22 protein-coding genes are annotated in these 22374 nt (G+C 73.2%); 8 read left to right on the top strand and 14 right to left on the bottom strand.

Going from position 1 to position 22374, the window contains the following annotated elements:
- Nucleotides 1–277 (top strand): hypothetical protein (locus ABZ234_RS18850; RefSeq protein WP_355012937.1); only part of this gene is annotated, 277 nt, incomplete at its 5' end.
- Between the two features lie 223 nt (nt 278–500).
- Here ABZ234_RS18850 and ABZ234_RS18845 read toward each other — a convergent pair.
- From ABZ234_RS18845 to acs, 6 genes are all read right to left on the bottom strand, one after another.
- On the bottom strand, nt 501–983 hold the full coding sequence (locus ABZ234_RS18845) for a histidine phosphatase family protein (protein WP_267947479.1): 483 nt from the start codon (nt 981–983) through the stop codon (nt 501–503).
- A 210-nt stretch (nt 984–1193) separates the two neighbouring features.
- Nucleotides 1194–3653 carry a sodium-translocating pyrophosphatase gene (locus ABZ234_RS18840; RefSeq protein ID WP_355012936.1) on the bottom strand — a complete coding sequence of 820 codons (2460 nt, stop codon included), beginning with the start codon at nt 3651–3653 and terminating at the stop codon, nt 1194–1196.
- A gap of 544 nt (nt 3654–4197) precedes the next feature.
- Nucleotides 4198–4719: a DUF309 domain-containing protein gene (locus ABZ234_RS18835; RefSeq protein ID WP_344179090.1), complete on the bottom strand. Its 522-nt coding sequence runs from the start codon at nt 4717–4719 to the stop codon at nt 4198–4200.
- 7 nt (nt 4720–4726) lie between these two features.
- Complete coding sequence (locus tag ABZ234_RS18830; protein ID WP_267947476.1) at nt 4727–5668, bottom strand: alpha/beta hydrolase; 942 nt, start codon at nt 5666–5668, stop codon at nt 4727–4729.
- A gap of 9 nt (nt 5669–5677) precedes the next feature.
- Nucleotides 5678–6175 carry a phage holin family protein gene (locus ABZ234_RS18825; protein ID WP_267947475.1) on the bottom strand — a complete coding sequence of 166 codons (498 nt, stop codon included), beginning with the start codon at nt 6173–6175 and terminating at the stop codon, nt 5678–5680.
- A 241-nt stretch (nt 6176–6416) separates the two neighbouring features.
- A complete protein-coding gene (acs, locus tag ABZ234_RS18820) occupies nt 6417–8387 on the bottom strand; it encodes an acetate--CoA ligase (protein ID WP_267947474.1) in 1971 nt (656 codons plus the stop codon).
- A 208-nt stretch (nt 8388–8595) separates the two neighbouring features.
- Here acs and ABZ234_RS18815 point away from each other — a divergent pair, with 208 nt between their 5' ends.
- From ABZ234_RS18815 to ABZ234_RS18795, 5 genes are all read left to right on the top strand, one after another.
- Nucleotides 8596–9408 carry an oxidoreductase gene (locus tag ABZ234_RS18815; protein WP_267947473.1) on the top strand — a complete coding sequence of 271 codons (813 nt, stop codon included), beginning with the start codon at nt 8596–8598 and terminating at the stop codon, nt 9406–9408.
- 932 nt (nt 9409–10340) lie between these two features.
- On the top strand, nt 10341–11468 hold the full coding sequence (gene ssd / locus ABZ234_RS18810) for a septum site-determining protein Ssd (protein WP_355012935.1): 1128 nt from the start codon (nt 10341–10343) through the stop codon (nt 11466–11468).
- Complete coding sequence (locus ABZ234_RS18805) at nt 11465–12619, top strand: TadA family conjugal transfer-associated ATPase (protein WP_355012934.1); 1155 nt, start codon at nt 11465–11467, stop codon at nt 12617–12619. The genes ssd and ABZ234_RS18805 overlap by 4 nt, the downstream gene beginning before the upstream one ends.
- Nucleotides 12616–13290, top strand: a complete 675-nt coding sequence (locus tag ABZ234_RS18800; RefSeq protein WP_355012933.1) for a type II secretion system F family protein — start codon at nt 12616–12618, stop codon at nt 13288–13290. Before ABZ234_RS18805 ends, ABZ234_RS18800 begins: the two co-directional genes overlap by 4 nt.
- 121 nt (nt 13291–13411) lie before the next feature.
- On the top strand, nt 13412–14134 hold the full coding sequence (locus tag ABZ234_RS18795; RefSeq protein WP_355012932.1) for a type II secretion system F family protein: 723 nt from the start codon (nt 13412–13414) through the stop codon (nt 14132–14134).
- 172 nt (nt 14135–14306) lie between these two features.
- On the opposite strand, the gene ABZ234_RS18790 is transcribed toward ABZ234_RS18795, so the two are convergent.
- The 6 genes from ABZ234_RS18790 to ABZ234_RS18765 all read right to left on the bottom strand — a co-directional run bounded on the left by ABZ234_RS18790 (nt 14307) and on the right by ABZ234_RS18765 (nt 18920).
- Entirely contained in the window at nt 14307–14744 is a 438-nt protein-coding gene (locus ABZ234_RS18790; RefSeq protein WP_267947469.1) for a hypothetical protein, read from the bottom strand.
- 160 nt (nt 14745–14904) lie between these two features.
- Nucleotides 14905–15357 carry a hypothetical protein gene (locus ABZ234_RS18785; RefSeq protein WP_267947468.1) on the bottom strand — a complete coding sequence of 151 codons (453 nt, stop codon included), beginning with the start codon at nt 15355–15357 and terminating at the stop codon, nt 14905–14907.
- Entirely contained in the window at nt 15354–15716 is a 363-nt protein-coding gene (locus ABZ234_RS18780) for an Rv3654c family TadE-like protein (RefSeq protein WP_267947467.1), read from the bottom strand. The genes ABZ234_RS18785 and ABZ234_RS18780 overlap by 4 nt, the downstream gene beginning before the upstream one ends.
- Before the next feature lie 4 nt (nt 15717–15720).
- Entirely contained in the window at nt 15721–16074 is a 354-nt protein-coding gene (locus ABZ234_RS18775) for a TadE family type IV pilus minor pilin (protein ID WP_267947466.1), read from the bottom strand.
- On the bottom strand, nt 16052–16249 hold the full coding sequence (locus ABZ234_RS18770) for a DUF4244 domain-containing protein (protein WP_330157978.1): 198 nt from the start codon (nt 16247–16249) through the stop codon (nt 16052–16054). The genes ABZ234_RS18775 and ABZ234_RS18770 overlap by 23 nt, the downstream gene beginning before the upstream one ends.
- Nucleotides 16250–16607: 358 nt before the next feature.
- Nucleotides 16608–18920, bottom strand: a complete 2313-nt coding sequence (locus ABZ234_RS18765) for a DEAD/DEAH box helicase (RefSeq protein WP_355012931.1) — start codon at nt 18918–18920, stop codon at nt 16608–16610.
- 234 nt (nt 18921–19154) lie between these two features.
- Here ABZ234_RS18765 and ABZ234_RS18760 point away from each other — a divergent pair, with 234 nt between their 5' ends.
- Complete coding sequence (locus ABZ234_RS18760; protein WP_159944311.1) at nt 19155–19502, top strand: STAS domain-containing protein; 348 nt, start codon at nt 19155–19157, stop codon at nt 19500–19502.
- Between the two features lie 13 nt (nt 19503–19515).
- Nucleotides 19516–20064, top strand: a complete 549-nt coding sequence (locus tag ABZ234_RS18755; protein ID WP_344179067.1) for an ATP-binding protein — start codon at nt 19516–19518, stop codon at nt 20062–20064.
- A gap of 289 nt (nt 20065–20353) precedes the next feature.
- On the opposite strand, the gene ABZ234_RS18750 is transcribed toward ABZ234_RS18755, so the two are convergent.
- Both ABZ234_RS18750 and ABZ234_RS18745 read right to left on the bottom strand, forming a co-directional pair.
- On the bottom strand, nt 20354–21532 hold the full coding sequence (locus tag ABZ234_RS18750) for a MarP family serine protease (protein ID WP_355012943.1): 1179 nt from the start codon (nt 21530–21532) through the stop codon (nt 20354–20356).
- A gap of 21 nt (nt 21533–21553) precedes the next feature.
- Entirely contained in the window at nt 21554–22207 is a 654-nt protein-coding gene (locus ABZ234_RS18745) for a CoA pyrophosphatase (RefSeq protein ID WP_330157975.1), read from the bottom strand.
- Nucleotides 22208–22374 lie beyond the last annotated feature (167 nt).

Genomic DNA, 22374 nt, shown 5'->3' with positions numbered 1-22374 from the left:
CCGAACCACTGTTCGGGTGACGGGGCCAAAACAAACATGGCTTAAAGAAAATCAAACACGCGCTGTTGAGTTCTCAAGAAACAACCGCTCTTCCCATACAAGCGCCAGCCGTTCCGGCTGTCTGCTCTTCCGTGGAAGGCGTCTGCGTTTCCGCTTTGTTGTGTCTTTACTTTATCAGGTGTTCCGCACCCCGCCAAATCGGCGGTTTGTGGTGGTTCTGATCGGGGTAAAGCCCGTTTGCTTCGTCTGCTTTTGTCCGAAGGGACTGGGCTTTTGAAGCGACTCCCTGAGTTTACATGGCCCGAACAGTGCTCGAACCGCGAGGCCCGAAAGTTCGTTCTGGTGAAAACCGGGGTTCCGGCACGACCGCGAGTGCGTCCGTTTCGCCGGAGGGGAGTGCCGCCGCTCCTCGTGGCCTTGGGCCGGTCGGAGGCGACTCGGAGAACATTACCCCCGGACGAGGGGGCTGGCAACCTGACGGGGGCGTGTCCTGGGTCACATCAGTTGAGCAGGATGCCCGCGCCCGTTCCGGGCGCCGCGTAGAGCCACTCGACCTCCAGGTCCACGGCCGCGATCGTGCCGGGAGCGTAGGACACGAGGGCCTCGTTCCCCACGAAGCCGGCGGCCACCTGGGCCACGGTGGGGTTGTGCGCCACGACCAGCAGGGTGCGCACTCCGGCGTCGACCCGGTTCACGAGTTCCAGGAGCGTGTCCACACCGGCCGAGTACGCCTCCTCCGAGTAGTCGACCTCGGGCCGGGGCCCCGGCTCCATCGCGCCGAGGACGCCGTCCAGGGTCTGCCTGGTGCGCCTGGCGCCGGAGCAGATGACATGGTCCGGCGCGTATCCCCGCCGGGAGAGCATCCGACCGACCGCGTCCGCCTGAGCCCTGCCCAGATCGGTCAGGCCCCGCTCGTAGTCGGCGCCGTGCCCGTTCTCCGCCTCCGCGTGCCGCATCAGCAGCAGTGTGCGCGCCCCGCTCACGGCATCAGGCTGGTCGCGACGACGGCGAGAACGCCGATGAACCCCACCATGACCGCCAGGATGGCGAGCAGGCCCTTCAGCCCTGACATCACAGAACCCCTTTTCTGCCTCGTCCGCACGGGAAGCACACCCGCGGAACCAGGTTAGGCGCCCTCCCGCACACGGCGGCGGCCGCCCGGGCTCCCGGGCGGCCGCCGTCTGGGGATCGCGCTACTTGCCGTCTCCGGCGTGCGCCTCCTCCCTGCGGTCGGACTCCTTCTGGTCCGTCCCCTCGTCCTGTGCGGCTCCCTCCGTCGCCGGGGTCCCCTCTCCCGGAGCCGGGGCGCCGCCGCCCCCGGCCTCGGGGGCGTCCTTGGGGGCGGACTGCCCGCCCAGCTCCGCGAGCTGCGTCTCGGTCCCGGAGCCGCGGCTCTTGGACCAGAGGATCGCGCCGACGAGCACACCCACGGCGAGCACGGTCACCACGGTCCGGAGGACCACGTTGTCCGCGTAGATCACCACGCTGGGCGCCACGATCAGCGCGACGAGGTTCATGACCTTGAGCAGGGGGTTGATGGCCGGCCCCGCGGTGTCCTTGAACGGGTCGCCGACGGTGTCCCCGATGATCGTGGCCTCGTGGGCGGCCGAGCCCTTGCCGCCGTGGTGGCCGTCCTCGACGAGCTTCTTGGCGTTGTCCCAGGCCCCGCCGGAGTTGGACAGGAAGACGGCCATGAGCACGCCCGCGGCGATGGCGCCGCCGAGGAACGCGCCCAGGGGGGCGTAGCCGAAGGCGAACCCGACCGCGATCGGCGCCAGGACCGCGAGGAGGCCAGGGGTGACCAGTTCGCGCAGGGAGTCCTTGGTGCAGATGTCGACCACCCGCGCGTACTCCGGCAGCTCGGTGCCGTCCATGATCCCGGGGCGCGTGCGGAACTGGTCGCGCACCTCCATGACGACGCGGCCGGCGGCGCGGCCGACCGCCATGATGGCCAGGCCGGAGAAGAAGAACACCACGCTGGCGCCGATGATGACGCCGACGAGCACGTCCGGCTGGTCGATGGAGAGCGAGAACGCCTGCTCGCCTTCGCCGAGCTGCTCCTGGACGGAGGTGCGGAAGGCGCCGAACAGGGCGGTGGCGGCCAGCACGGCCGTCGCGATCGCGATGCCCTTGGTGATCGCCTTGGTCGTGTTGCCGACGGCGTCGAGCCCGGTGAGGATCTCGGCGCCCCTGCCCTCCACGTCGCCGGACATCTCGGCTATGCCCTGGGCGTTGTCGGAGACCGGGCCGAAGGTGTCCATCGCGACGATGATGCCGACGGTGGTGAGGAGCCCGGTGCCGGCGAGGGCGACGGCGAACAGGCTCAGCGTGATGGAGCCGCCGCCGAGGAGGAACGCCGCGTACACGGCCCCGGCGATGAGCAGGGCGGAGTAGACGGCGGACTCCAGGCCGACGGAGATGCCGGAGAGGATGACGGTGGCCGCGCCGGTCTCGGAGCTCGCGCCGATGTCCCGGACGGGGCGCTTGTCGGTCTCGGTGAAGTAGCCGGTGAGCAGCTGGATGGCTGCGGCGAGCACCAGGCCGATGAGGACCGCGGCGATCGCGACGAACCTCGGGTCGGGGGCGGTGCCCGCGGCCTCGATCTCGGCGAGGACCTGCGGACTGACCCCGGACAGCTCCTCGAAGCTGCCGGGCAGGTACCAGAGGGAGGTGCCGACGACGAGCAGGGCGGAGATGCCCGCGGAGATGAAGAAGCCGCGGTTGATCGCGGTCATCGCCGACCGGTCCCGCGCTCGGGGGGCGACCAGGAAGATGCCGATGATCGCCGTGATGACGCCGATCATGGGGACGAGGAGCGGGAACACCAGGCCCTCGGTGCCGAACGCCACCCGGCCGAGGATCAGCGAGGCGACGAGCACGACGGCGTAGGACTCGAAGAGGTCGGCGGCCATGCCGGCGCAGTCGCCGACGTTGTCGCCCACGTTGTCGGCGATGGTGGCGGCGTTGCGGGGGTCGTCCTCGGGGATGCCCTGCTCGACCTTGCCGACGAGGTCGGCGCCGACGTCGGCGGCCTTGGTGAAGATCCCGCCGCCGACACGCATGAACATGGCCAGGAGGGCGGCGCCGAAGCCGAAGCCCTCCAGGACGATGGGGGCGTCGCCCCGGTAGAGCACGACGACGAGGGCCGCGCCGAACAGGCCGAGGCCGACGGTGATCATGCCGGCCACGCCGCCGGTGCGGAAGGCGATCCGCATGGCCCTGTGGTTGGACGCCTCGTCGCCGCCGCGGGCCGCCGCCGCGACCCGTACGTTGCCGCGCACGGCCAGCCACATGCCGATGAAGCCGGTGGCGGACGACAGCACGGCGCCCAGGGCGAAGAAGACCGACCGGCCGATCCGGATGTCCCACGAGTCGGCGGGCAGCAGGAGGAGGAGCAGCGGGATGACGACGACGAAGACCGCGAGGGTGCGGAACTGTCGTGTCAGGTACGCGCTCGCGCCCTCCTGCACTGCGAGCGCGATGTTGCGCATCCGCTCGGTGCCCTGTTCCGCGGCGAGGACCTCACGTACCAGCATCCCCGCGACGGCGAGGGCCAGAAGCGCCACCACCATGACGATGATGACGAGTGTGAAGTCGGTGCCTGCCAGCGATAGGGCCGTGCCGCTTGGCGCGGCGAGGTTGAGCCCAGACAATCCGTCCTCCTTGAGACGGGCACGACCTTTTCGGCCCCGTCCATGGGAAACGCGGGGGAACGGTTCGCCGCGTGGACGCCGGACCAGCGCGCCGCCGTGGACGTACCGCCGTCCGGAAGGAGCCTGAGCTGGCCCGACAGCACGCTTGGCGGGGTCGAAGCGGTGCCACCTTTGGTTGTGGTGCACACCGTCCGCGCTGCTCGCTCACGGGCGGTGATCCGGGGATTCTACGCACGATCCCGAATAAAGGTGAGTGTCGTTTCGGGATTTCCCCAAGACAAACCAAAGATGTGATCTTACGGTGATCCCAGAAGCGGGATAATTTTCCTTATCGGGGATTTTCGGCTTGAATAACATCGCATAATGCATTAATGCTATGTTAACGCTAAAACACACATAAAGGAATGAAACGGGAATTAGCCTCATCAGCCACACTGGTATCCGTGGCCACGAGAGAACACGGTTCTCCCCTGGAGGGCCTCCGTGCCGTCGTGCGCCGTCCGGGGCGGCGCGGTCCCGGGCCGCAGCCCCCGGCGCCGCCCGCCTACTCCCCTAGCAGGCGCATCCCCGCCGGGTCGATCGCATCGCCCCGCTCCGCCCGGCCGGCGTCCAGGTCGTCCGCCAGCCCCCGGGCGAAGGCCGCCACGCCGGCCGTGTCCACCCCGTGCGGGGCGTCCGGACCGAACCCCTCCACCCGGTCCGCGCCCCGCCTCAGCAGGCGCGCGGCGCCGACGCCGTTCCCGCGCTGGGCGTGGGTGACGCCCACGGCCACCTGGGCGAGGCCCCGCCACAGCTCCCTCTCGGGCTCGGGCGAGGACTTCCACACGGCTTCGAGAACCTCGTGGGCGGTGAAGGCGTACCCTCCGTCGAGCAGCCGCTGGGCCTCCGACAGGCCTTCGGCGGCGGAGAACACGGCGTCGTCGGGCACCCGGTCGACCTCGCCCGCGCTCCCGTGCGGGAGCGGCCGCCCGTAGCGGTCGCGGGGGCGCTGGTTCTGCGCGCGCCCGGTCTCGTCGCGGTCCCGGCCGGACCTGTCCCGGCCCTCCGACGCGGATTCCGTCGCCATCACTGCCTCACCGCCGTTCCCCGTCGCCCTTCCGGGCTCCGTCGACCTGTCCGCCGCCGAGCCTCCCCAGCCACCCCACGAGCTCGCGGGAGACCTCCTCCGGGCGTTCCTCGTGCGGGAAGTGTCCCGCACCCGGGATCGGCGCCCAGCGGTGGGCCCCCGCGACGGCGCGACGGGAGGCGCGGGCCGCCTCGGGCGGGCACACCGGGTCGAGCTCGCCGTGGAGCTGGAGGACGGGGACGCGGACGGGCGACCGCATGCGCGCGTTGTAGCGGAGCCCGTCCGGGCGCCACCTCGAGCGGAAGATCCAGCGGTGGTACTCCAGGGAGCAGTGGGAGACCTTCGGGATGGCGAAGGCCTGCCGGTAGGCCTCCTCGGCCTCGGCGCCGGGCCAACCGGGGGCCGACCACTCGCGCAGGAGGTCGCCCACGCGGACGCACCCGTCGGCCAGGAGCCTGTGCTCCGGAAGGATCGGCACCTGCGCCCGGAGCATGTGCCGGACACCGGGTCCGCCCGAGGCGACGATCCGCGCGGTGCGCAGCGGGTGCGGGGCGGAGACCGCCGCCAGGGCGCGTACCGCACCGGGGTGGTAGGCCGTCATCGTCCAGCCGACGAGTCCGCCCACCCCGTGTCCCACCACCGCGGCGTCCTCGTACCCCAGGGCCCGGACCAGGCCTGCGGCGTCCTGGGCGAGGGTCACGAGGTCGTAGCCGCGGGGGGTCTTGTCACTGGCCCCGTAGCCGCGCATGTCGACGGCGACGGCGCGGAACCCGGCCTCGGCGAGCGGTCCCAGCTGGTGCCGCCACGCCCACCAGAACTGGGGGAAGCCGTGAAGGAGGAGCACGAGGGGGCCCTCACCGGCCTCCGCCACGTGGAAGCGCGCGCCCGCGGCCTTGACGGTCCGGTGCGTCCACGGGCCGTCGAGGTAGGCGGCGGAGTCGTCCAACACCGTATTCGGCTAGCGCGGCGCCGCCGCGGTGGCCCCGGCCGTGTCGGCGCCCCCGGCGGTGTCGAGGTCGTCACCGGTCCTGGGCGGCCGGATCTCGCCGCGCAGGATGCCGGCGAGGCGGGAGGTGGTCAGCGCGGTGCGCTGGAGGCCCTGGCGCTTGCGGAAGTTGACGAGGCCGTACAGCCCGAAGACCACCGCGAGGAGCAGGTAGAACAGCGTGACGATGCCGAGGCACGCCCAGGCCGGGAGCGCGAACAGCTCGTAGAGCGCGAAGGCGATGGTCACCGAGAGCAGGATGACGAAGATGTGGGCCAGGACCGCGACGACCGCGAACCCGGCGACGCCCTTGCCGATCCTGGCCGCGTCGGCCTTGGCCTCCAGCTTGGCGAGCTGGATCTCCAGCCGCACCAGCCGGGAGAGGTTGTCGGTGGCGTCGGAGACCAGCGCGCCGATGGAACGGTCGGTGCCGGCGGCGTCGGGCTCGCCGGTACCCGGCTTGTCCACCATCGTGGGGGTTCCCTTCTCTCGGTCCGAACACGCGGATGATCCTCCGCATCCTCGCACATGCCCCGCCACCCATGTCCCTCACGGCACGCACAACGGCAGAGGTCCGTTTCGTCACGGGGGTGAGTGCGCACCCGGCCGCGCGGCCGGAACACGGCGGCGCCCCGGCCCTCGCCGGGGCCGGGGCGCCGCGTCCGCCGGAGCGCCTCGCCGCAGGTCCTGTGACGGGCCTGCGGCACGTGTCCTAGTCGTCCCCGCGGGCGGACGGCAGCTGCTTGGCGATCACGTCCATGATGGAGGAGTCGGTCAGCGTCGAGGTGTCGCCGACCGCCCGCTCCTCGGCGATGTCGCGCAGGAGCCGCCGCATGATCTTGCCGGAGCGCGTCTTGGGCAGCTCCGGCACCGCCAGGAGCCGGGCGGGCTTGGCGATCGGGCCGAGCGAGGTGCCGACGTGGTTGCGGAGTTCCTTGACCAGCTCCTCCGGAACCTCCTCGCCCCCGTCGCGGAGGATCACGAAGCCCACGATCGCCTGGCCGGTGACCTTGTCCGCGGCGCCGACGACGGCGGCCTCGGCCACCCTCGGGTGGGAGACGAGCGCCGACTCGACCTCGGTGGTGGAGATGTTGTGGCCGGAGACGAGCATGACGTCGTCCACGCGGCCCAGCAGCCACAGGTCGCCGTCCTCGTCCTTCTTCGCACCGTCGCCGGGGAAGTACAGGCCCTCGAAGCGCGACCAGTAGGTGTCCTCGTAGCGCTGGGGGTCGCCCCAGATGCCGCGGAGCATCGCCGGCCACGGCTCACGGATGACGATGAAGCCGCCGTCGCCGTCGGGAACGGACCGGCCCGCCTCGTCCACCACGTCGGCCACGATGCCGGGAAGGGCGCGCATGGCCGCGCCGGGCTTGCCGGAGGTCACGCCGGGCAGGGGGCTGACCATGATGGCGCCGGTCTCGGTCTGCCACCAGGTGTCCACGACCGGGGTGCGGTTGCCCCCGATGTTCTCCCGGTACCAGATGTAGGCCTCGGGGTTGATGGGCTCGCCCACCGAGCCGATGACGCGCAGGCTGGACAGGTCGAATTCGGCGGGGATGTCGTCGCCCCACTTCATGAAGGTGCGAATCGCCGTGGGCGCCATGTAGGCGATGGTGACCCCGTACTTCTGGATGATCTCCCAGAAGCGGCCCCGGTGCGGGGTGTCGGGGGTGCCCTCGTACAGCACGGTGGTCGCGGCGTTGGCGAGCGGCCCGTACACGATGTAGGAGTGGCCGGTCACCCACCCGATGTCGGCGGCGCACCAGTAGACGTCGGTCTCGGCCTTGAGGTCGAACACCGCCCAGTGGGTGTAGGCCGCCTGGGTGAGGTAGCCGCCCGTGGTGTGGAGGATGCCCTTCGGCTTCGCCGTGGTGCCGCTGGTGTACATGATGTACAGCGGGTCCTCGGCGTCGTGCGCCTCCGGGGTGTGCTCGGTGCTCTGGGACTCCACGGCGTCGTGCCACCACACGTCGCGGTCGGTCCACTCGACGTCCTGGCCGGTGCGGCGGACGACGAGGACGTTCTCCACGGCGGGCCGGTCGGCGACCGCGGCGTCCACGGCGGGCTTGAGGGCACTGGCCTTGCCGCGCCGGTAGCCGCCGTCGGCGGTCACGACCAGCTTGGCCCGGCTGTCGTCCAGCCGCTGGCCGAGCGCGTCCACGGAGAAGCCGCCGAAGACGACCATGTGGACGGCCCCGATGCGGGCGCAGGCGAGCATCGCGACGACGGTCTCGGGGATCATCGGCATGTAGATGGCGACGCGGTCGCCCTTGCCGACCCCGAGGCCGGTCATCGCGTTGGCCGCCTGGGAGACCATGTCCTTCAGCTCCGCGTAGGTGATGCTGCGGGTGTCGCCCGGCTCGCCCTCCCAGTGGTAGGCGACCCGCTCGCCCAGCCCGTTGGCGACATGGCGGTCCACGCAGTTGACGGAGGCGTTGAGCTTGCCCCCGACGAACCACTTGGCGTAGGGCGGGTCCCAGTCCAGGACGGTGTCCCAGGGGTGTTCCCACTGCAACCGGCGGGCCTGCTCCTCCCAGAAGCCGAGGCGGTCCTCGGCGGCCCGCTCGTAGGCCTCGGCCTTCACGTTGGCCTCGGCCGCGAGTTCGGGCGGTGGAGGGAAGCTGCGCGTCTCGTGGAGAAGGTTGGACAGTGTCTCCTGGCTCGGGGGAGTGCTGTCGGCCACTGTGATTCTCCTTACGTCGACTGGTTCACACCCAATTAATCATGCGGTCCATACCGCGTGAACAGCCGGGGTGCAGCGCGTCGCCGGGGACCGGCGGGCGAGCGGCGAACGGCCGGTGAACGGTCGCCGGTCAGCGACGAGCGGTCGGTGCGCTCCTACCCGCCGGGGAGGGGGCGGCCGGTGTTACCGGCGCGTAGTGTTGTTCTCCGTGAGCGAATCGACTTCTGCCTCCCCTTCCGACCCCCTGGCCCGCGTCGCGGCCCTGCCCGGTGTGAGCGACGCGGTCGCCGAGACGCGGACCCTGGTCGACCGGCTGCTGGGGCACCGCATCCTGCGACGTCGCAGCAGCGACGTGTCCATGGAGTCCGCACTGCGCGGCGCGTGCGCGTCGGCGGCGCTGGAGGGCGCCGAGGTCTCGATGGAGGAGATCCGCGAGGGGCACGTGTACGACACGCGCATCAAGGGGGCACTGCGGGTGTCCGGCGAACTGGGGTCCCTCGTCGACACCTGGCCGAAGGCGCCGCGCCAGGCCCTCGCCCGTCTGCACACGCTCGCCGCGACCGAGGCGGTCTCCGAGGACGCCCTGGGGCGACCCCGGCTGGCGGGGGAGCGCGTCGAGGACCCGCTCTCACTCGGTCCCGCCCCCGCGCCGGAGGCGGCGCTCGCCCGGCTGGAGGGCCTGTACGCGCTACTGGGCGCGCGCACGTCCGTCCCGGCCCTGGTGACGTCAGCGCTGGTCCACGGCGAACTGATGGCGATCCGGCCGTTCGGGTGGGGCGACGGCCTGGTGGCGCGCGCGGCCGAGCGGCTGACCCTGGTCGAACGGGGCCTGGACCCGAAGTCGCTGGTGCCGTCCGAGCTGGGCCACCAGACCTTGCGGGACGAGTACGGACCGGCCCTGCGCGGCTACATGGGCGGCACCCCCGAGGGCGTCGCGGAATGGGTCGTCTACTGCTGCCGGGCGGTGCGGGCGGGGGCCCAGGACTCACTGGCGACCTGCGAGGCCCTCAAACGCGGGTGAGCCCCCGAAAAGGTTGAATCGTCGACCATTCCTTTATCGACCAACAGTGACACAATCGTTGTTGGCCACGGGCGATCCGGCCGGGCGCGCATTTCCGCGGGTCGCCCGGCGCGCCCGGACGAGCACGTGGAACGGCGCCCCGCGTGACTCTCGGGGCGCCGTCTGCGACACGTTCCACCGGGTTAGCAAGCGACCATTTCCATAGTCTGGCCAGGCAGTACATCCGGTTGTCCGACCTAGACGGGCCACACGCGGCCGGGTGGTGCGTGGGTTCCCGGGTGCCGTGTCGGGGTGGTTCTCAGCCACCGTCTGCTTTCTTTGTACGCCCGCCGCCCCTCTGGGAAAAGGTGGTTGACCCGACTTTTCCGCCTGGATTCCCGAACCAATACACGGCACCGCGTGGTAGCGTCTGTTCCGTCGTCGCCCAGGGGTTCCGCCGTACCGGAAGAACCCCGCCGCGAAACCCGCCCCGGTTCCCCGGTGCCCGGTTTCCGGGAGGCGCCGACGACAAAGGTCTTTCGGCGGTCGTGGGAGCACGTCTCTCCACAGGCCCTTCCGGAGGACGGGCCCGGTCCTCCCCCCAGGGCCGGAACTCGCGTGGCGGCCTTCGCTCCCCCTGCGGAGGCGGACCCCGCGCCCGCTCCTCACCGCCTGCCGGGCGGGCATGCGTATTCGCCCCCGTGTACGCACCCCGCCCGCCAGGTGGGCCTCCTCCGCCCCGCCGTGGCACCCCCGCGCGCCCCGCTCGGGGCTTCCGCGCTCCGCGCCCCGACGACGTCGCACGCCGCCGTCGGCTCCCCCGCATCGCCCCGCTCCGGACTTCTGCGCTCCGCGCGCCGCCGACGGCGTTGTCCACAGCCCCGGACCGGGGCTTCTCACGAGCGCTCCGGTCGGGGAGGGTCGAAGAAAGACCCCACCCCCCGGAGAGTCCGATGGACACCCGTCCCCTGCCGCTGATCGCGACCGCCGACCCCCTCCTCCTCGACGACCTGCTCAGGCTGGCCACCGCCGCCGCCACCGAGGTCGCCGTCGCCCGCACCCCCGACCGGGCGCTGAGCCTGTGGCGGCACGCCCCGCTCGTGGTGGTGGGCGCCGAGCTGCGCGCCTCCCTGCGCACCGCCGACCCTCCCCCGGGGCGCCACGTGTTCGTGTCGCGCACCGACGGGGGCGAGGACCCGCACGGCCGGGAGGGCCGCCCGTACGGTCAGGACCCGGCCCACGGAGGCGCAACGGCCACCGAAGGACCCGGCACGCTCCTCCTGCCCAGGGACGAGCCCGTGCTGGTGGACCTCCTCACCCGGGCGGCGTCGCCCACCTCCGCCCCGGCCCCCACCGTGTCGGTGATCGGAGGGCGCGGCGGAGCCGGTACCAGCCTCCTCGCGGTCGCCCTCGCCCTCGCGGGCGCCCGCGCCGACCGGGACACCGCCCTCCTCGACGCCGACCCCCTCGGATGCGGATCCGACCTCTACCTCGGCTGCGACGGCGCCCCGCCGCGCGCGCCCGAGCGGCGCACCGGCTGGGGCGACCTCGTCCGGCGCCGCGGCCGCGTCCGCTGGCAGGACCTGCGGGCGGGGCTGCCCGGCACGCCCGGGGTCTCGGTGCTGACCTGGTCCCGCGAGCCGGGACCCGCCGCCCCTCTGCCCGTCGGCGCGGCCCGCTCCGCCCTGTCCAGCGCGCGGGACGGCGCCGACCTGGTGGTGGCCGACCTGCCGCGCTCGTTCGACCCCGCCACCGTCGTGTTCCTCAACCGCTCCGACCTCGTGCTCGTCGTGGTCCCGGCCGACGTGCCCTCGGTCGTGGCGGCGACCCGGGTGGTCTCCCGGCTGCGGGAGGAGGCCGCGGCCGTCCGGGTCGTGGTGCGCGGTGCCCGCGGCGACCTGAGCGCCGACGTGGTGGCGTCCACCCTCGGCCTCGACCTCGGCGCGGACCTGCCGCAGGAACCCCGGCTCGACCGGATCCTGGCGGCCGGAGACGTCCCCGCGCGCCACCCCAGGTCCCCCCTGGCCCGGTTCGCCGACCTCGTGGTGGCGTCCCTCCCGTTCCCGGAGCCCGTCCCGTGAGCCCGCTCGTGGAGGCGGTGCGCAACCGCCTCGTGGCTTCCGGGGCGCCGGTGAGCCCGGCCAACGTCGCGGCGGCACTGAGGGCCGAAGGAGGCCTGCTGGGCGACACCGAGGTGCTGTCCATGACCCGGCGGCTGGCGGCCGACCTGTCCGGGGCGGGGCCGCTGGAGGAGCTCATGTCCTCCTCCGGGGTCACCGACATCCTCGTCAACGGGCCCGACGAGGTGTGGGTGGACGACGGCGGCGGCCTGCGGCGGGCCGGGGTGCGGTTCGAGTCGGCGGACGCGGTCCGACGGCTGGCCCAGCGGCTGGCCGCGCAGGCGGGTCGGCGGCTGGACGCCGCCGTCCCCTACGTGGACGCCAGGCTCCCGAGCGGTGCCCGCCTGCACGCGGTGCTGCCCCCGGTGTCCCCCGGCGGCGCCTGCGTGTCCCTGCGCCTGCCGCCCCGGCGGGTGTTCTCCCTGGAGCGCCTCACCGAACACGGCACTGTCACCGGTCGCGGCGCGGCCCTGCTGCGGGCGCTCGTGGCGTCCCGTGCGGCCTTCCTCGTGAGCGGCGGAACGGGTACCGGCAAGACCACGCTGCTGTCGAGCCTCCTGTCCCTCGTGGACCCGGGTGAGCGCCTCGTGCTCGCCGAGGACTCCCCCGAGCTCCGCCCCGACCACCCGCACGTGGTGCGGCTCCAGACCCGCCCGGCCAACATCGAGGGGAGCGGAGAGGTGTCCCTGGAGGTCCTGGTGCGGCAGGCCCTGCGGATGCGGCCCGACCGGCTGGTGGTGGGCGAGGCGCGCGGGCCGGAGATCGTGTCCCTGCTGGGAGCCCTCAACACCGGTCACGAAGGCGGCGCCGGCACCCTCCACGCCAACGGCGCCGGGGACGTCCCCGCCCGGGTGGAGGCGCTCGGCTGCGGTGCCGGGCTCGACCGGGCCGCGGTGCACAGCCAGCTGGCCGCCACCAGGGTCATGGTCGTGCACCTGGTCCGGGACGCCGGAACCCGTCGCCTCGCCGAACTCCGGGTGCTGCGCCGCGACCCGGCCGGGCTCGTGCACGCGGTGCCCGCGGTGTCGTTCGGCCGGGACGGCTCCTGCCGGGAGCACCCCGGGGCCGAGGAGGTGGCGGCCCGGCTGGGCGACGGGTGGCGACAGCGATGACCGCGCTGGCGGTGTGCGCGGCGTGCGCGGGGCTCCTGGTCCTGCTGTTCGCGGTCCCGGCGCCTCAGCGCATCCGCCTGGGCGCCGTACTGGACCGACCGCGGCGCCCTGTGCGCGGGGAGGGCCCGCGGTCCCTGGTGCCCCGTCCCGGGAAGGCCTCCGAACGCCGGCGGGCCGTGGTCGTGCTGTGCCGGGTCCTGGCCGCCGAACTGCGTGCCGGGCAGCCCCCGCAGGAGGCGCTGCGGATCGCCGCCGCCGAGGCCGGACCGCTGGTGGGCGCGGTGGACGACGCGGAGTCGCTGCGCCGCGAGGCCGCCCGTGATCCGGACCTGCGCGCGCTGGCCTACCTGGCCGTGTGCTGGGAGGTGGCGGCCGACACCGGCGCCGGGCCGGCCGAGGTGGTCGACGCGCTGGCCGCCAACCTCACCGAACAGGAGGAGCAGCGGGCCGAGGCGGAGGCGCGGACGAGCGGTCCGCGCACGACCGCGATCGTCCTGACGTGCCTCCCGGTGGCCGGGGTGCTGATGTCCTCCGGCCTCGGCGGGTCGCCGTTGGAGTTCCTGTTCACGACGCCGCTGGGGGTGGCCTGCCTGGTGTGCGGCGTGTTCCTCGACCTCCTGGGTTTCTGGTGGGCGCTGCGCATGCTGCGCTCCGCGACAGCTCCACCGTGACCGGGTGCGGAGAGGGGGAGGACGACCGCGACCGCCGGGGCGGAGGCGGTGTGGGGGCCGACTGAGGGGCGGGGCGGCCACGGCCCCGTACGGGAAACGGTGTGGAAGGGGAGTGGACGTGATGACGGTGGTGACCGCGGCGCTGTTCGGCGCCGCCGCCGCGTGGGTGGCGACGGGCCGGGGAGGCGCCCCGGGGGCACGGCTGGCGGGCGCCGGGCCGGAGGGCGGGCCGCCCCTCCGTACCGGTCTGCCTCTGCGGGCCCTGGCCCTGACGCTGGCGGGCGTGCTCGCGGTGGCCGCGTCGGCCACCCTGTTCGGCCCGGTCGGCGGCGTCGTCGCGGCCGGGGGGTGCGCCGTGCTGTGGGTGCGGGCCCGCCGTGCCGGGGAACGACCCGACCGGCTCCCGGTGACCTCCGACCTGCCCGTGGTGATCGGGCTCATCTCCTCGGGGATCCGCGCCGGGGCGACCCTGCCCGTCTGCCTCACGGCGGTCTCCGGGGCGGCGGGCGGAAGGCTGGGCGGGGAGCTGTCAGCGGTCGCCGAGCAGCTGCGGCTGGGGGCCGATCCGGCGTCGGCCTGGAGCCGCTCCTCCCTTCCCGCCCCGCTGGCCGCGGCGGGAAGGGACCTGGCCCGGGCCGCCGACACCGGCGCGCCGGTCGCCGACCTCCTGGACCGCCACGTGGTCGACCTGCGGCGTGCCCTGCGCACCCGCGCGACAGCGCGGGTGGAGCGGTTGGGGGTGCTGGTGGTCGCGCCGCTGGGCCTGTGCTTCCTTCCCGCCTTCGTGCTGATCGGCATCGTCCCGATGGCCGCCGAGCTGCTCTCCCGGGCGCTGGGGGGCTGACTCTCCCCCGAGCGCGCTGCCGCCCCGGCAGGAGGCCCTCCCGGAAGCCCGGGACGGACCCCCGGGACCGCGCGTCCGAGGACGGCGGCCGCACCGGACCCCGCTCGGGTCACCCGTCCCGGCCCCTCGTCCGGCGCCCCGCCGGGCCCCGTGACGGTCCGCGGGCCCCACCTCAGGCCTCGTCCTCGCAGAGGCCGTCGATGATGTCGTCCAGGACGGACGCGCGGTCGGCCGTGGACATCAGCCGGAGTTCGCGGAGCGCGGGCACGGTGTCCACACTGCTCCCCCGTGCTCCCGCGACCGTGCACACCCTCATGCAGTGCTGGGTGGGCTCCCGCCAGAAGTCCCGTTCGTCGACGGGCGCGAGGCGGTACACCGTGGCCGGGTACCGGGGGGATCGGCCGGGCACACGCCACTGCTGCACACGCGCGAGCACGAAACCGGTGAGCAGCGAGTCGAAGACGCCCTCCGAGGCCAGGTCGGCCAGCGCCTCCCGGTCGCCCTCCCCGCGGCACTCCTCGCACCCGGCAAGCTCGGCCCGCAGGAGCCAGCGGGCGCGCGCGTGGCCCACCTCGGAGTTCTTGAGCCTGCTCGGGTGTCGGTGTCCCATACACCGGAGGGTACGAGGGTTCCGCACCCGCTGTGCGGGGGGTGTGCGCAGGTCGTCCGGGCGGGGGCGGCGGTGCGGGGCACACGCCCGGGCGGGACCCGACCCCAGGACCCGTCCGCGGGGTCCCGCCCGGGGCCGACCCGGACGGGACCCCGCGGTGTCAGTACTCCTCCCGGTCGAAGCGCCGCTGGCCGAGGTACGGGGTGGGGAAGCGGGGCCAGCCGACGGACAGGCGCATCGCCAGCACCGCGATGCCCAGCAGAACCAGGACCACGGTGGAGGTGTGTCCCACGGCACGCGCGAAGGTCGTGGCGGGGGGTGCGGCCTCCGCCGTGTAATGGACGACGGGTTCGTGCACGGGCGGCGGAGCGGCCGCCGCCCGGCGGGCGGAACCGACCGAGGCCTCCGCCGGGCGGGCCCCGGCGGCGGGCGAGGGCGTGGGGCTCGCCGATGGGGAGGCGCAGGGGTCGGGGTCCTCGGCACCGCCGTCGCGCACGGCGGGTTCGGCGGGTTCGGCGGAGGCCGCGCAGGGCGGAGGGACGTGGTCGTCGGACTGGGGAGGAGCTCCCAGTAGGAGGGCGCACAGCAGTACGGAGACGGGGGCGGGGCTCATTCCACTTCCTCGCTGGAGACGGCTTCGTGGACCGGCCCGGCGCGGGCGCGCGCCAGGACGTCGCGGTCCGCCAGTGACGACGGGACCGAGACCACCACCTCTGCGGTGGAGCCGGTGATGACGCAGGATTCGAGGGAGGCCTCGTTGGCCTCTGCGGTGTCCCGGGCCTCCGCGCAGGCTCGTTCCGTGCCGTGGACGAGTCGGGCGGCGGCCGCGAGTGCGGCGAGATCGGCGGCGGTGGTGGCGCGGTCCCGGTCGAGTCGTGCCGCCGCCGTCACGAGGACGGCGAGGGTGACGAACCAGAGCAGGGCCCCCAGGCTCGCCCACCAGACGGTGGCTGAGCCGGAGTCGGAGTGCACGTGGTCAGCTCCCCGGTTCGAGGAGGACGGCGGCGCTGCCGTCCACCCCCAGGGGAGGCGCCAGTGGGCCGAGCCGCAGCTCGACCCGTACGGTGACGCGGGCTGTGTGCCCGTCATCGGCCAGGCCGACGTCCGCGCCCCGGGGCGCGGCGGTCAGCGCCAGGCTCCGGGCCCGGTCGTCGGGTTCGCCCCGGGCGAGGGCACGCGCCCCCACCCGCGCGGCGTCCGCGCAGGCGAGCTGGGCCGAGGCGGCCTGGACGGCCCCGAAGGACACGGCCAGGACGAGCAGCAGGGAGGGCAGCGTAAGCGCCGCCTCCACGGTGACCGATCCGCGGTCAGAACCCCGAGCTGAGCGCATCGACCACGAGCGCGGTGAGGGCCTCCCTGACCTCACCGCTGGTGATGATGACGTAGAGGACGCCGGCGAACGCGGCGCCGATGACCGCGCACAGCGCGTACTCGGCGGTGGCCATCCCGTCGTCGCCTCCGGGCTGCGCGGTGCGAGCGGGTGGCGGGCCGGTGAGAGCGAACATGGAACCTCCCTGGTGAGGGGCGGACGGGGTGTCGGCGCCCGATTCCAGGTTCCGGTGGCGGAGTGCGGTCCCGAAAGCCCCTTTCCCAGCCTGTGGAAAACCCCGGGTGCCCCGCACCGGCTGCGGGAGCCCCGTTCCCCGGCACCCGGCCGCCCGTGGCCCCGCACCGGCGGGCGGCGCACGGCCCCCGCCTGTGGCGTGCCCCTCGCCCCGGCACGCGGGCTCCGCGGCTGTCGGCACGGCGCTCCCCGGTCCCGTCCCGGACGGGCCGGCCCTGCGACCCGGTCCCGGACGGCGCCGCGGAGAACCCGGCGCCCGCAGCCCGCGGACGGCCCGCACCTCCTCCGGAAGGCGGCTCTCAGGCGCCCTCCGCGCCCGTGCCGCCGTCCCCTCCGAGGACCTCGTCGAGCAGCCTCAGCGCACCGGACTTGCTCAGGGGCTCGTTGCCGTTGCCGCACTTGGGCGACTGGATGCACGAGGGGCACCCGTGGTCGCACTCGCAGTCGGCGATGGCGGCCCGGGTCGCGGTGAGCCACTCGCGCGCCGCGGAGAAGCCCCGCTCGGCGAAGCCCGCGCCGCCCTCGTACCCGTCGTAGACGAACACCGTCAGCCTGCCCGTGTCGCCGTGGACGGCGGTGGACACCCCGCCGATGTCCGAGCGGTCGCAGGTCGCCAGCAGCGGGAGCATGCCGATCGCGGCGTGCTCGGCCGCGTGGGCGGCGCCCAGCAGGCCCACGTCCTCCTTGCGCAGCCGGGCCTCCCCCTCCGCGGGCAGGGTCCACCACACCGCGCGGGTGTGGAGCGTGCGCTCGGGGAGTTCGAGCGGCTGCTCCCCGAGGACGGAGCCGGTGCGCACGTCCCGCTTGAGGAAGCCCACCACCTGGCGGACCACCTCCACCTCGCCGAAGTACGCGGTCGCGCCGCTCGGCCACTCCTCCTGGCGCAGCACCGAGCGCACGGTGATGTCCGTGGTGTCGCGCGCCCAGGTGCTGTACGGCGGTTCGGCGCCGTGGACCAGTGCGACCCCCTCGTCCAGGTCGAGGTCGTCCACCAGGTACGTGGAGCCCTGGTGGAGGTACACCGCGCCCGGGTGCACGGTGCCGTGGGACGCGGCCTCGTCGATCTCGCCGAGGAGCTGCCCGCTCCCGGTGTCCACGATCTGCACGGGGGGACCGCCCGCCCCGCGGATATCGGCCAGGTCGCTGGCCCGTTCATTACTGGTCCAGAACCAGCCCCGTGGGCGCCTCCGCAAGAGTTTCCGCTCCACGAGATCGGCCAGGCGCTCCTCGGTGGTTTCTCCGAAGAGGGCGAAGTCGTCCTTCGTGATCGGTAGCTCCTGGGCGGCCGCACACAGGTGCGGACCCAGAATGTGGGGGTTTTCCGGGTCAAGGACGGTGGCCTCCACGGAGCGACCGAAAATCGCCTCCGGGTGGTGCGCGAGGTACGTGTCCAACGGGTCGTCCCGGGCGATGAACACCGCCAGGGCGTCGTCGCCGCGCCGCCCCGCCCGTCCCGCCTGCTGCCACAGGGACGCCAGGGTCCCCGGCCATCCGGCGATGAGGACGGCGTCGAGCCCGCTGATGTCCACGCCCAGTTCCAGGGCGTTGGTGCTCGCCAGCCCCAGGAGCTCCCCCGTCCTCAGGGCCTCCTCCAGCTCCCTCCGCTCCGAGGGCAGGTAGCCGCCCCGGTAGGCGGCAACCCGGGCGGCCAGGTCGTGGTCGCCCCGCTCCGACAGGAGCCGCTGAGCGGTCAGCGCGACCACCTCCGCGCCCTGCCGCGAACGCACGAACACGAGGGTCCGCACCCGGTCCCGCACCAGGTCGGCGAGCATCTCAGCGGCCTGGGACGGAGCCGTCCGCCTGATGGGCGCCCCCTGCTCCCCGGTCAGGTCGGTGAGCTCCGGCTCCACGAGGGCGACGGACAGCCCCGGACGCGGGGACCCGTCCTCGCTGACCGCGGTGACGGGCACGCCGGTCAGCCGGGTCGCGCTCTGCGCGGGGCTGCCGGAAGTGGCCGAGGCCAGCACGAACACCGGTTCCGACCGGTAGCGGGCGCAGATCCTGCGCAGCCGCCGCAGGATCTGGGCGACGTGCGAGCCGAAGACACCGCGGTACCGGTGCGCCTCGTCGACCACCACGTAGCGCAGCCTGCGCAGGAAGCGCGACCACGCCCCGTGGCGGGGGAGGATCCCGTGGTGCAGCATGTCCGGGTTGGTGAGCACGTAGTTGCCGTGCTCGCGTACCCAGGACCGCTCCTCGACGCTCGTGTCGCCGTCGTATACGGCCGCACGCATGCCCGCGAGAGCCAGGTCCGATATCCACCGCAACTGGTCCTGGGCGAGCGCCTTGGTCGGGGAGAGGTAGAGCACGGTCCCGCCCGCGTCGACGGCGTCCACAGCGGGTATGAGGAAGCCGAGTGACTTCCCCGAGGCGGTACCCGTGGCTATGATCACATCACGGCCCGAGCGTGCGAGGTCGGCGGCTTCAACCTGGTGGGACCACGGTCGTGTGATCCCCAGCTCGGAGAGCCGTCCGACCAGGTGGGGCGCGGCCCATTCCGGCCACTCCCCGCCCACTCCCTCGTTGCGGGCCACATGCTCGATGTGGGTCACCTGCGGGTACCGGGTATCGTCACGCCACACACCGGGGAGCACGGGCTCCGATCGCCTCATCCGAGACCCCTCCTCACAGGCGCGTGTTCGGTAGTCATGACGCCCTCAGACGAAGGGTGTCGCACTGGGACATCGGTTTCAGTGTGACATCCGGGGGAAGAGTGGCGCGGTGTCACGGTTTTTCTGTGCATCACAGGAAGACGCACTCGACACCCGTGGTTGAATGCGTGCTGGTGGGGTAACGCCCGGCAGAGATCATTCGCGATTTTTTCGCGGTTCGGCGCTGGAGGACTAGTGGACTTGAAGCTTGATCATTACACCGAGGGCGACACCGAGATCGTCGTCGTTGAGGGTGAGATCGATGTCTATACCGCGCCCCGGCTCCGCGAGCTGCTGATCGACCTGGTCAACAAGGGCAACTTCCACCTCGTGGTCAACATGGAGAAGGTGGAGTTCCTGGACTCGACAGGCCTCGGTGTGCTTGTGGGCGGGCTCAAGCGCGTCCGGGCCCACGACGGGACCCTCGACCTGGTCTGCACCCAGGAGCGCATCCTGAAGATCTTCCGGATCACCGGTCTGACCAAGGTCTTCGGTATCCACGGCTCTGTTCAGGAAGCCATCGACAAGCGTTCCGCGAAGTAGCCCAGAGCGAGCGATGGCAACCATCACGCTCACGATCAGCGCGCTTCCCGCCCACGTGCGCACGGCGCGGCTCATGGCCGCGACCGTGGCACGGCGGGCGGGTATCGCCGCCTCAGCGATCGACGAGATCAGGCTGGCGGTCGGTGAGGCGTGTTCCCGGGCGGTGGCCGCACACAAGCTGCACTGCCCCACACAGCCGATCCTGCTCCAGCTGATCGACGGCAACGGGCCTGACCCGGGGCCGGACTCCCGCACCGACGCCACGAGCCCCGCCTTGCGCGCCAACGGGAGCGCGACACAACGTTTCGAGGTCGTCGTCTCCGACCGTGCCCCCGCGAAGGACACGGTGGAGACCGTCAACCCGTCCATGCTGGACGGGCTCTTCCTCGACGGTGAGGACACCCCTCCCGGCGGAATCTCCGGGTTCTCCCCCGGCCTCGGCCTGGCGGTCATCACCGGTCTCGCCGACGAGGTGAAGATCGACCCCAGCGACAGGGGCACCGTCGTGCGCATGAGCTGGCCGTTGACGAACGAGCACACGCCGGACCCCAGCTCCAACTAGGGCCGGTCCACAGACGTCCGAACGGGCGCCCTCCCCGCGGGGAGGGCGCCCGTTCGCGTGCGGGGGCGCGGTCGCCGGAGCGCGTGACGGGTCGGGGCCCGGGGAGGGCCGCACCGCGTGGCGCCTCCGCCGCACGGGGCGGGCGACCCCGCGGACGGCCCCGCGGGCGTCCGCGGATCCGCGGACCCCGGGCAGCACCGTGCCGGCCGCCGCGGCGGTCCCCCTGTACATCCAGTGAACCGTGGGGGGCGGGTCCTGTGAAGGCCCGGCGTCCGCCTGGGGACGGGGGTCAGTCGCAGGTCTGGGAGGAGACCTCCGCCGCGGACTCCAGACCCGAACCCGCGTTCTCCGCCACCTCGTCGGCGGTGAGCACGTAACCCGTCTCCGGCTCGTTCGTGGCCGCGGCGAACACGACCCCGTAGACGGTGCCGTCCGGGGCGAGGAGCGGGCCTCCGGAGTTGCCGGGGCGCACCACCGCGCGCACCTGGTAGATCTCCCGGCTCACCTGCTGCGAGTGGTAGAAGTCCGGCCCCTGCGCCGTCTGGCGGGCCCGTACGCGCGCGGGGACGGCCGTGAAGCCGCTGTTGCGGGGGAACCCGGCCACCACCGCGTCCCCGCCCTGCGGGGCCTCGTGCGTGAACTCCAGCGGCTCCAGGTCCAGCCCCGGGACGTGGAGGACCGCCAGGTCCTGCTGCGCGTCGAACAGCACCAGGGTGGCGTCGAGCTGGTAGCCCTCCCGGGTGACGATCCGCAGGTCGTCGGTCACCCCGGCGACGACGTGCGCGTTGGTCATGATCCGGTCTTCGGCGTAGGCGAAGCCGGTCCCCTCCACACGGCGCTGGCAGGACGGGGCGGTCCCCAGGACCTTGACCACGCTGCGGCTCGACTCGATCAGCTCCGGGGTGGTGAGAACGTCCGGGTCCGGCGGCTCGACCTCGGCCAGCTCACCGGTCCCGAGGCCGCTGAAGACCTGTGGGAACGCGCTCTGGTCCACGACCCTGCGGAACGTGGAGAAGCCGCTGTGGGCCGACTCCGGCATGAGCGCGTCCACCGACTGGAGGATGCGCGACTCCTTGACCTGGCCGGCCACCAACGGCAGCGCCGAGTTCGCGACCGTGCTGCCGATGAACCAGGCGACGAGCAGTACCGAGAGCCCGCTGACCAGGGCTCCGCCCACGGCGTCCACGACGCGGGCGGAGTCCCACGTGACCCTGTTGCGGACGAGGGTGCCCAGGTAGGAGCACAGGAACTGGCCGAGCGCGGCGGCCAGGAATACCACGGCGATGGCCAGGAGCGCCTGTCGGCCGGGATCCTCCACCCACGCCTGGATCAGGTCCGGGGCGGCCAGGGCGGCGAGGACGCCCCCGCCGATGAAGCCCACGAAACTGAAGACACCGACGATGAAACCCTGGCGGTACCCGGTCACCGCGAACAGCAGCAGCAGGACGATCAGGACCACGTCGAGCACAATGCCCTCCAAGAATGAGCGCTACCCGACCGGCCGCAGGCCCTGCGGGGTGGCTTCGAACACGTCGGTGAGACCCTCGTGGCGCCAAGGAAGTTCCCAGCCGCCCATGGTGAGCAGGCTGTCGATGATCGCACCGGTGAAACCCCACACGAGCATGCCGTCGACCCGGAAGCCCGGCCCCCACCGGGTCCCGCCCCCGTAGCGCACCATGACCCGGTTGGCCGGGTCGGCGAGGTCGGCGACCGGGACCCTGGAGACCGCGGCGACCTCGCCGAGGTCGGTGGGGCGCACCTCGGAGGGCTCGCGCCACCAGCCCAGGACGGGGGCCACCCGGAAGTCGCTGAAGCTCAGGTACAGCTCGGGGAGGCGTCCCACGACGTCGACGCCCGCGGGGACCACCCCGGTCTCCTCCTCCGCCTCCCGGAGGGCCGCGGCCTCGACGGAGGCGTCCGTGGGCTCGATCCGGCCGCCGGGGAAGGCCGGCTGCCCGGCGTGGCGGCGCAGCCCGGCGTTGCGCTGGATGAGGAGCAGGTCCGGCCCCTTGTGTCCGACGCCGAAGAGGATGAGGACGGCCGACTCGCGGCCGCCGTTCGCGGGGGGCCGCATGGGGCCCGGCACGGTCATCGTCTCGGCGGCGTCCGCGAGCGCGGCGAGCCAGAGCGGGATCGGGTTCATACGTGAAGCCTGTTCCGGGGGTTGTCGCGCCGTCGGTGGACCGGTGCGGCCGCTGGCGCGGGCCGCACCGGGATGTTCCCGGGATTTCCTGGGCGGGCCGGGAGCGCGGGGCCCGGGGCCCGCACCGCTCCCTCGGGTCGTCATGCGGTGGAACCGTGTCCGGCGGT

The organism is Nocardiopsis sp. NPDC006198, from assembly GCF_040613895.1.
Lineage (GTDB): Bacteria > Actinomycetota > Actinomycetes > Streptosporangiales > Streptosporangiaceae > Nocardiopsis > Nocardiopsis tropica.
This window is presented reverse-complemented; position numbering and strand designations above follow the sequence as displayed.

Coding starts and splice junctions, on each gene's coding strand:
- ABZ234_RS18835 (WP_344179090.1), bottom strand. CDS start 4,719: ATGGCGACGGAATCCGCGTCGGAGGGCCGGGACAGGTCCGGCCGGGAC.
- ABZ234_RS18825 (WP_267947475.1), bottom strand. CDS start 6,175: ATGGTGGACAAGCCGGGTACCGGCGAGCCCGACGCCGCCGGCACCGAC.
- ssd (WP_355012935.1), top strand. CDS start 10,341: ATGGACACCCGTCCCCTGCCGCTGATCGCGACCGCCGACCCCCTCCTC.
- ABZ234_RS18800 (WP_355012933.1), top strand. CDS start 12,616: ATGACCGCGCTGGCGGTGTGCGCGGCGTGCGCGGGGCTCCTGGTCCTG.
- ABZ234_RS18795 (WP_355012932.1), top strand. CDS start 13,412: ATGACGGTGGTGACCGCGGCGCTGTTCGGCGCCGCCGCCGCGTGGGTG.
- ABZ234_RS18790 (WP_267947469.1), bottom strand. CDS start 14,744: ATGGGACACCGACACCCGAGCAGGCTCAAGAACTCCGAGGTGGGCCAC.
- ABZ234_RS18785 (WP_267947468.1), bottom strand. CDS start 15,357: ATGAGCCCCGCCCCCGTCTCCGTACTGCTGTGCGCCCTCCTACTGGGA.
- ABZ234_RS18775 (WP_267947466.1), bottom strand. CDS start 16,074: ATGCGCTCAGCTCGGGGTTCTGACCGCGGATCGGTCACCGTGGAGGCG.
- ABZ234_RS18770 (WP_330157978.1), bottom strand. CDS start 16,249: ATGTTCGCTCTCACCGGCCCGCCACCCGCTCGCACCGCGCAGCCCGGA.
- ABZ234_RS18765 (WP_355012931.1), bottom strand. CDS start 18,920: ATGAGGCGATCGGAGCCCGTGCTCCCCGGTGTGTGGCGTGACGATACC.
- ABZ234_RS18755 (WP_344179067.1), top strand. CDS start 19,516: ATGGCAACCATCACGCTCACGATCAGCGCGCTTCCCGCCCACGTGCGC.
- ABZ234_RS18745 (WP_330157975.1), bottom strand. CDS start 22,207: ATGAACCCGATCCCGCTCTGGCTCGCCGCGCTCGCGGACGCCGCCGAG.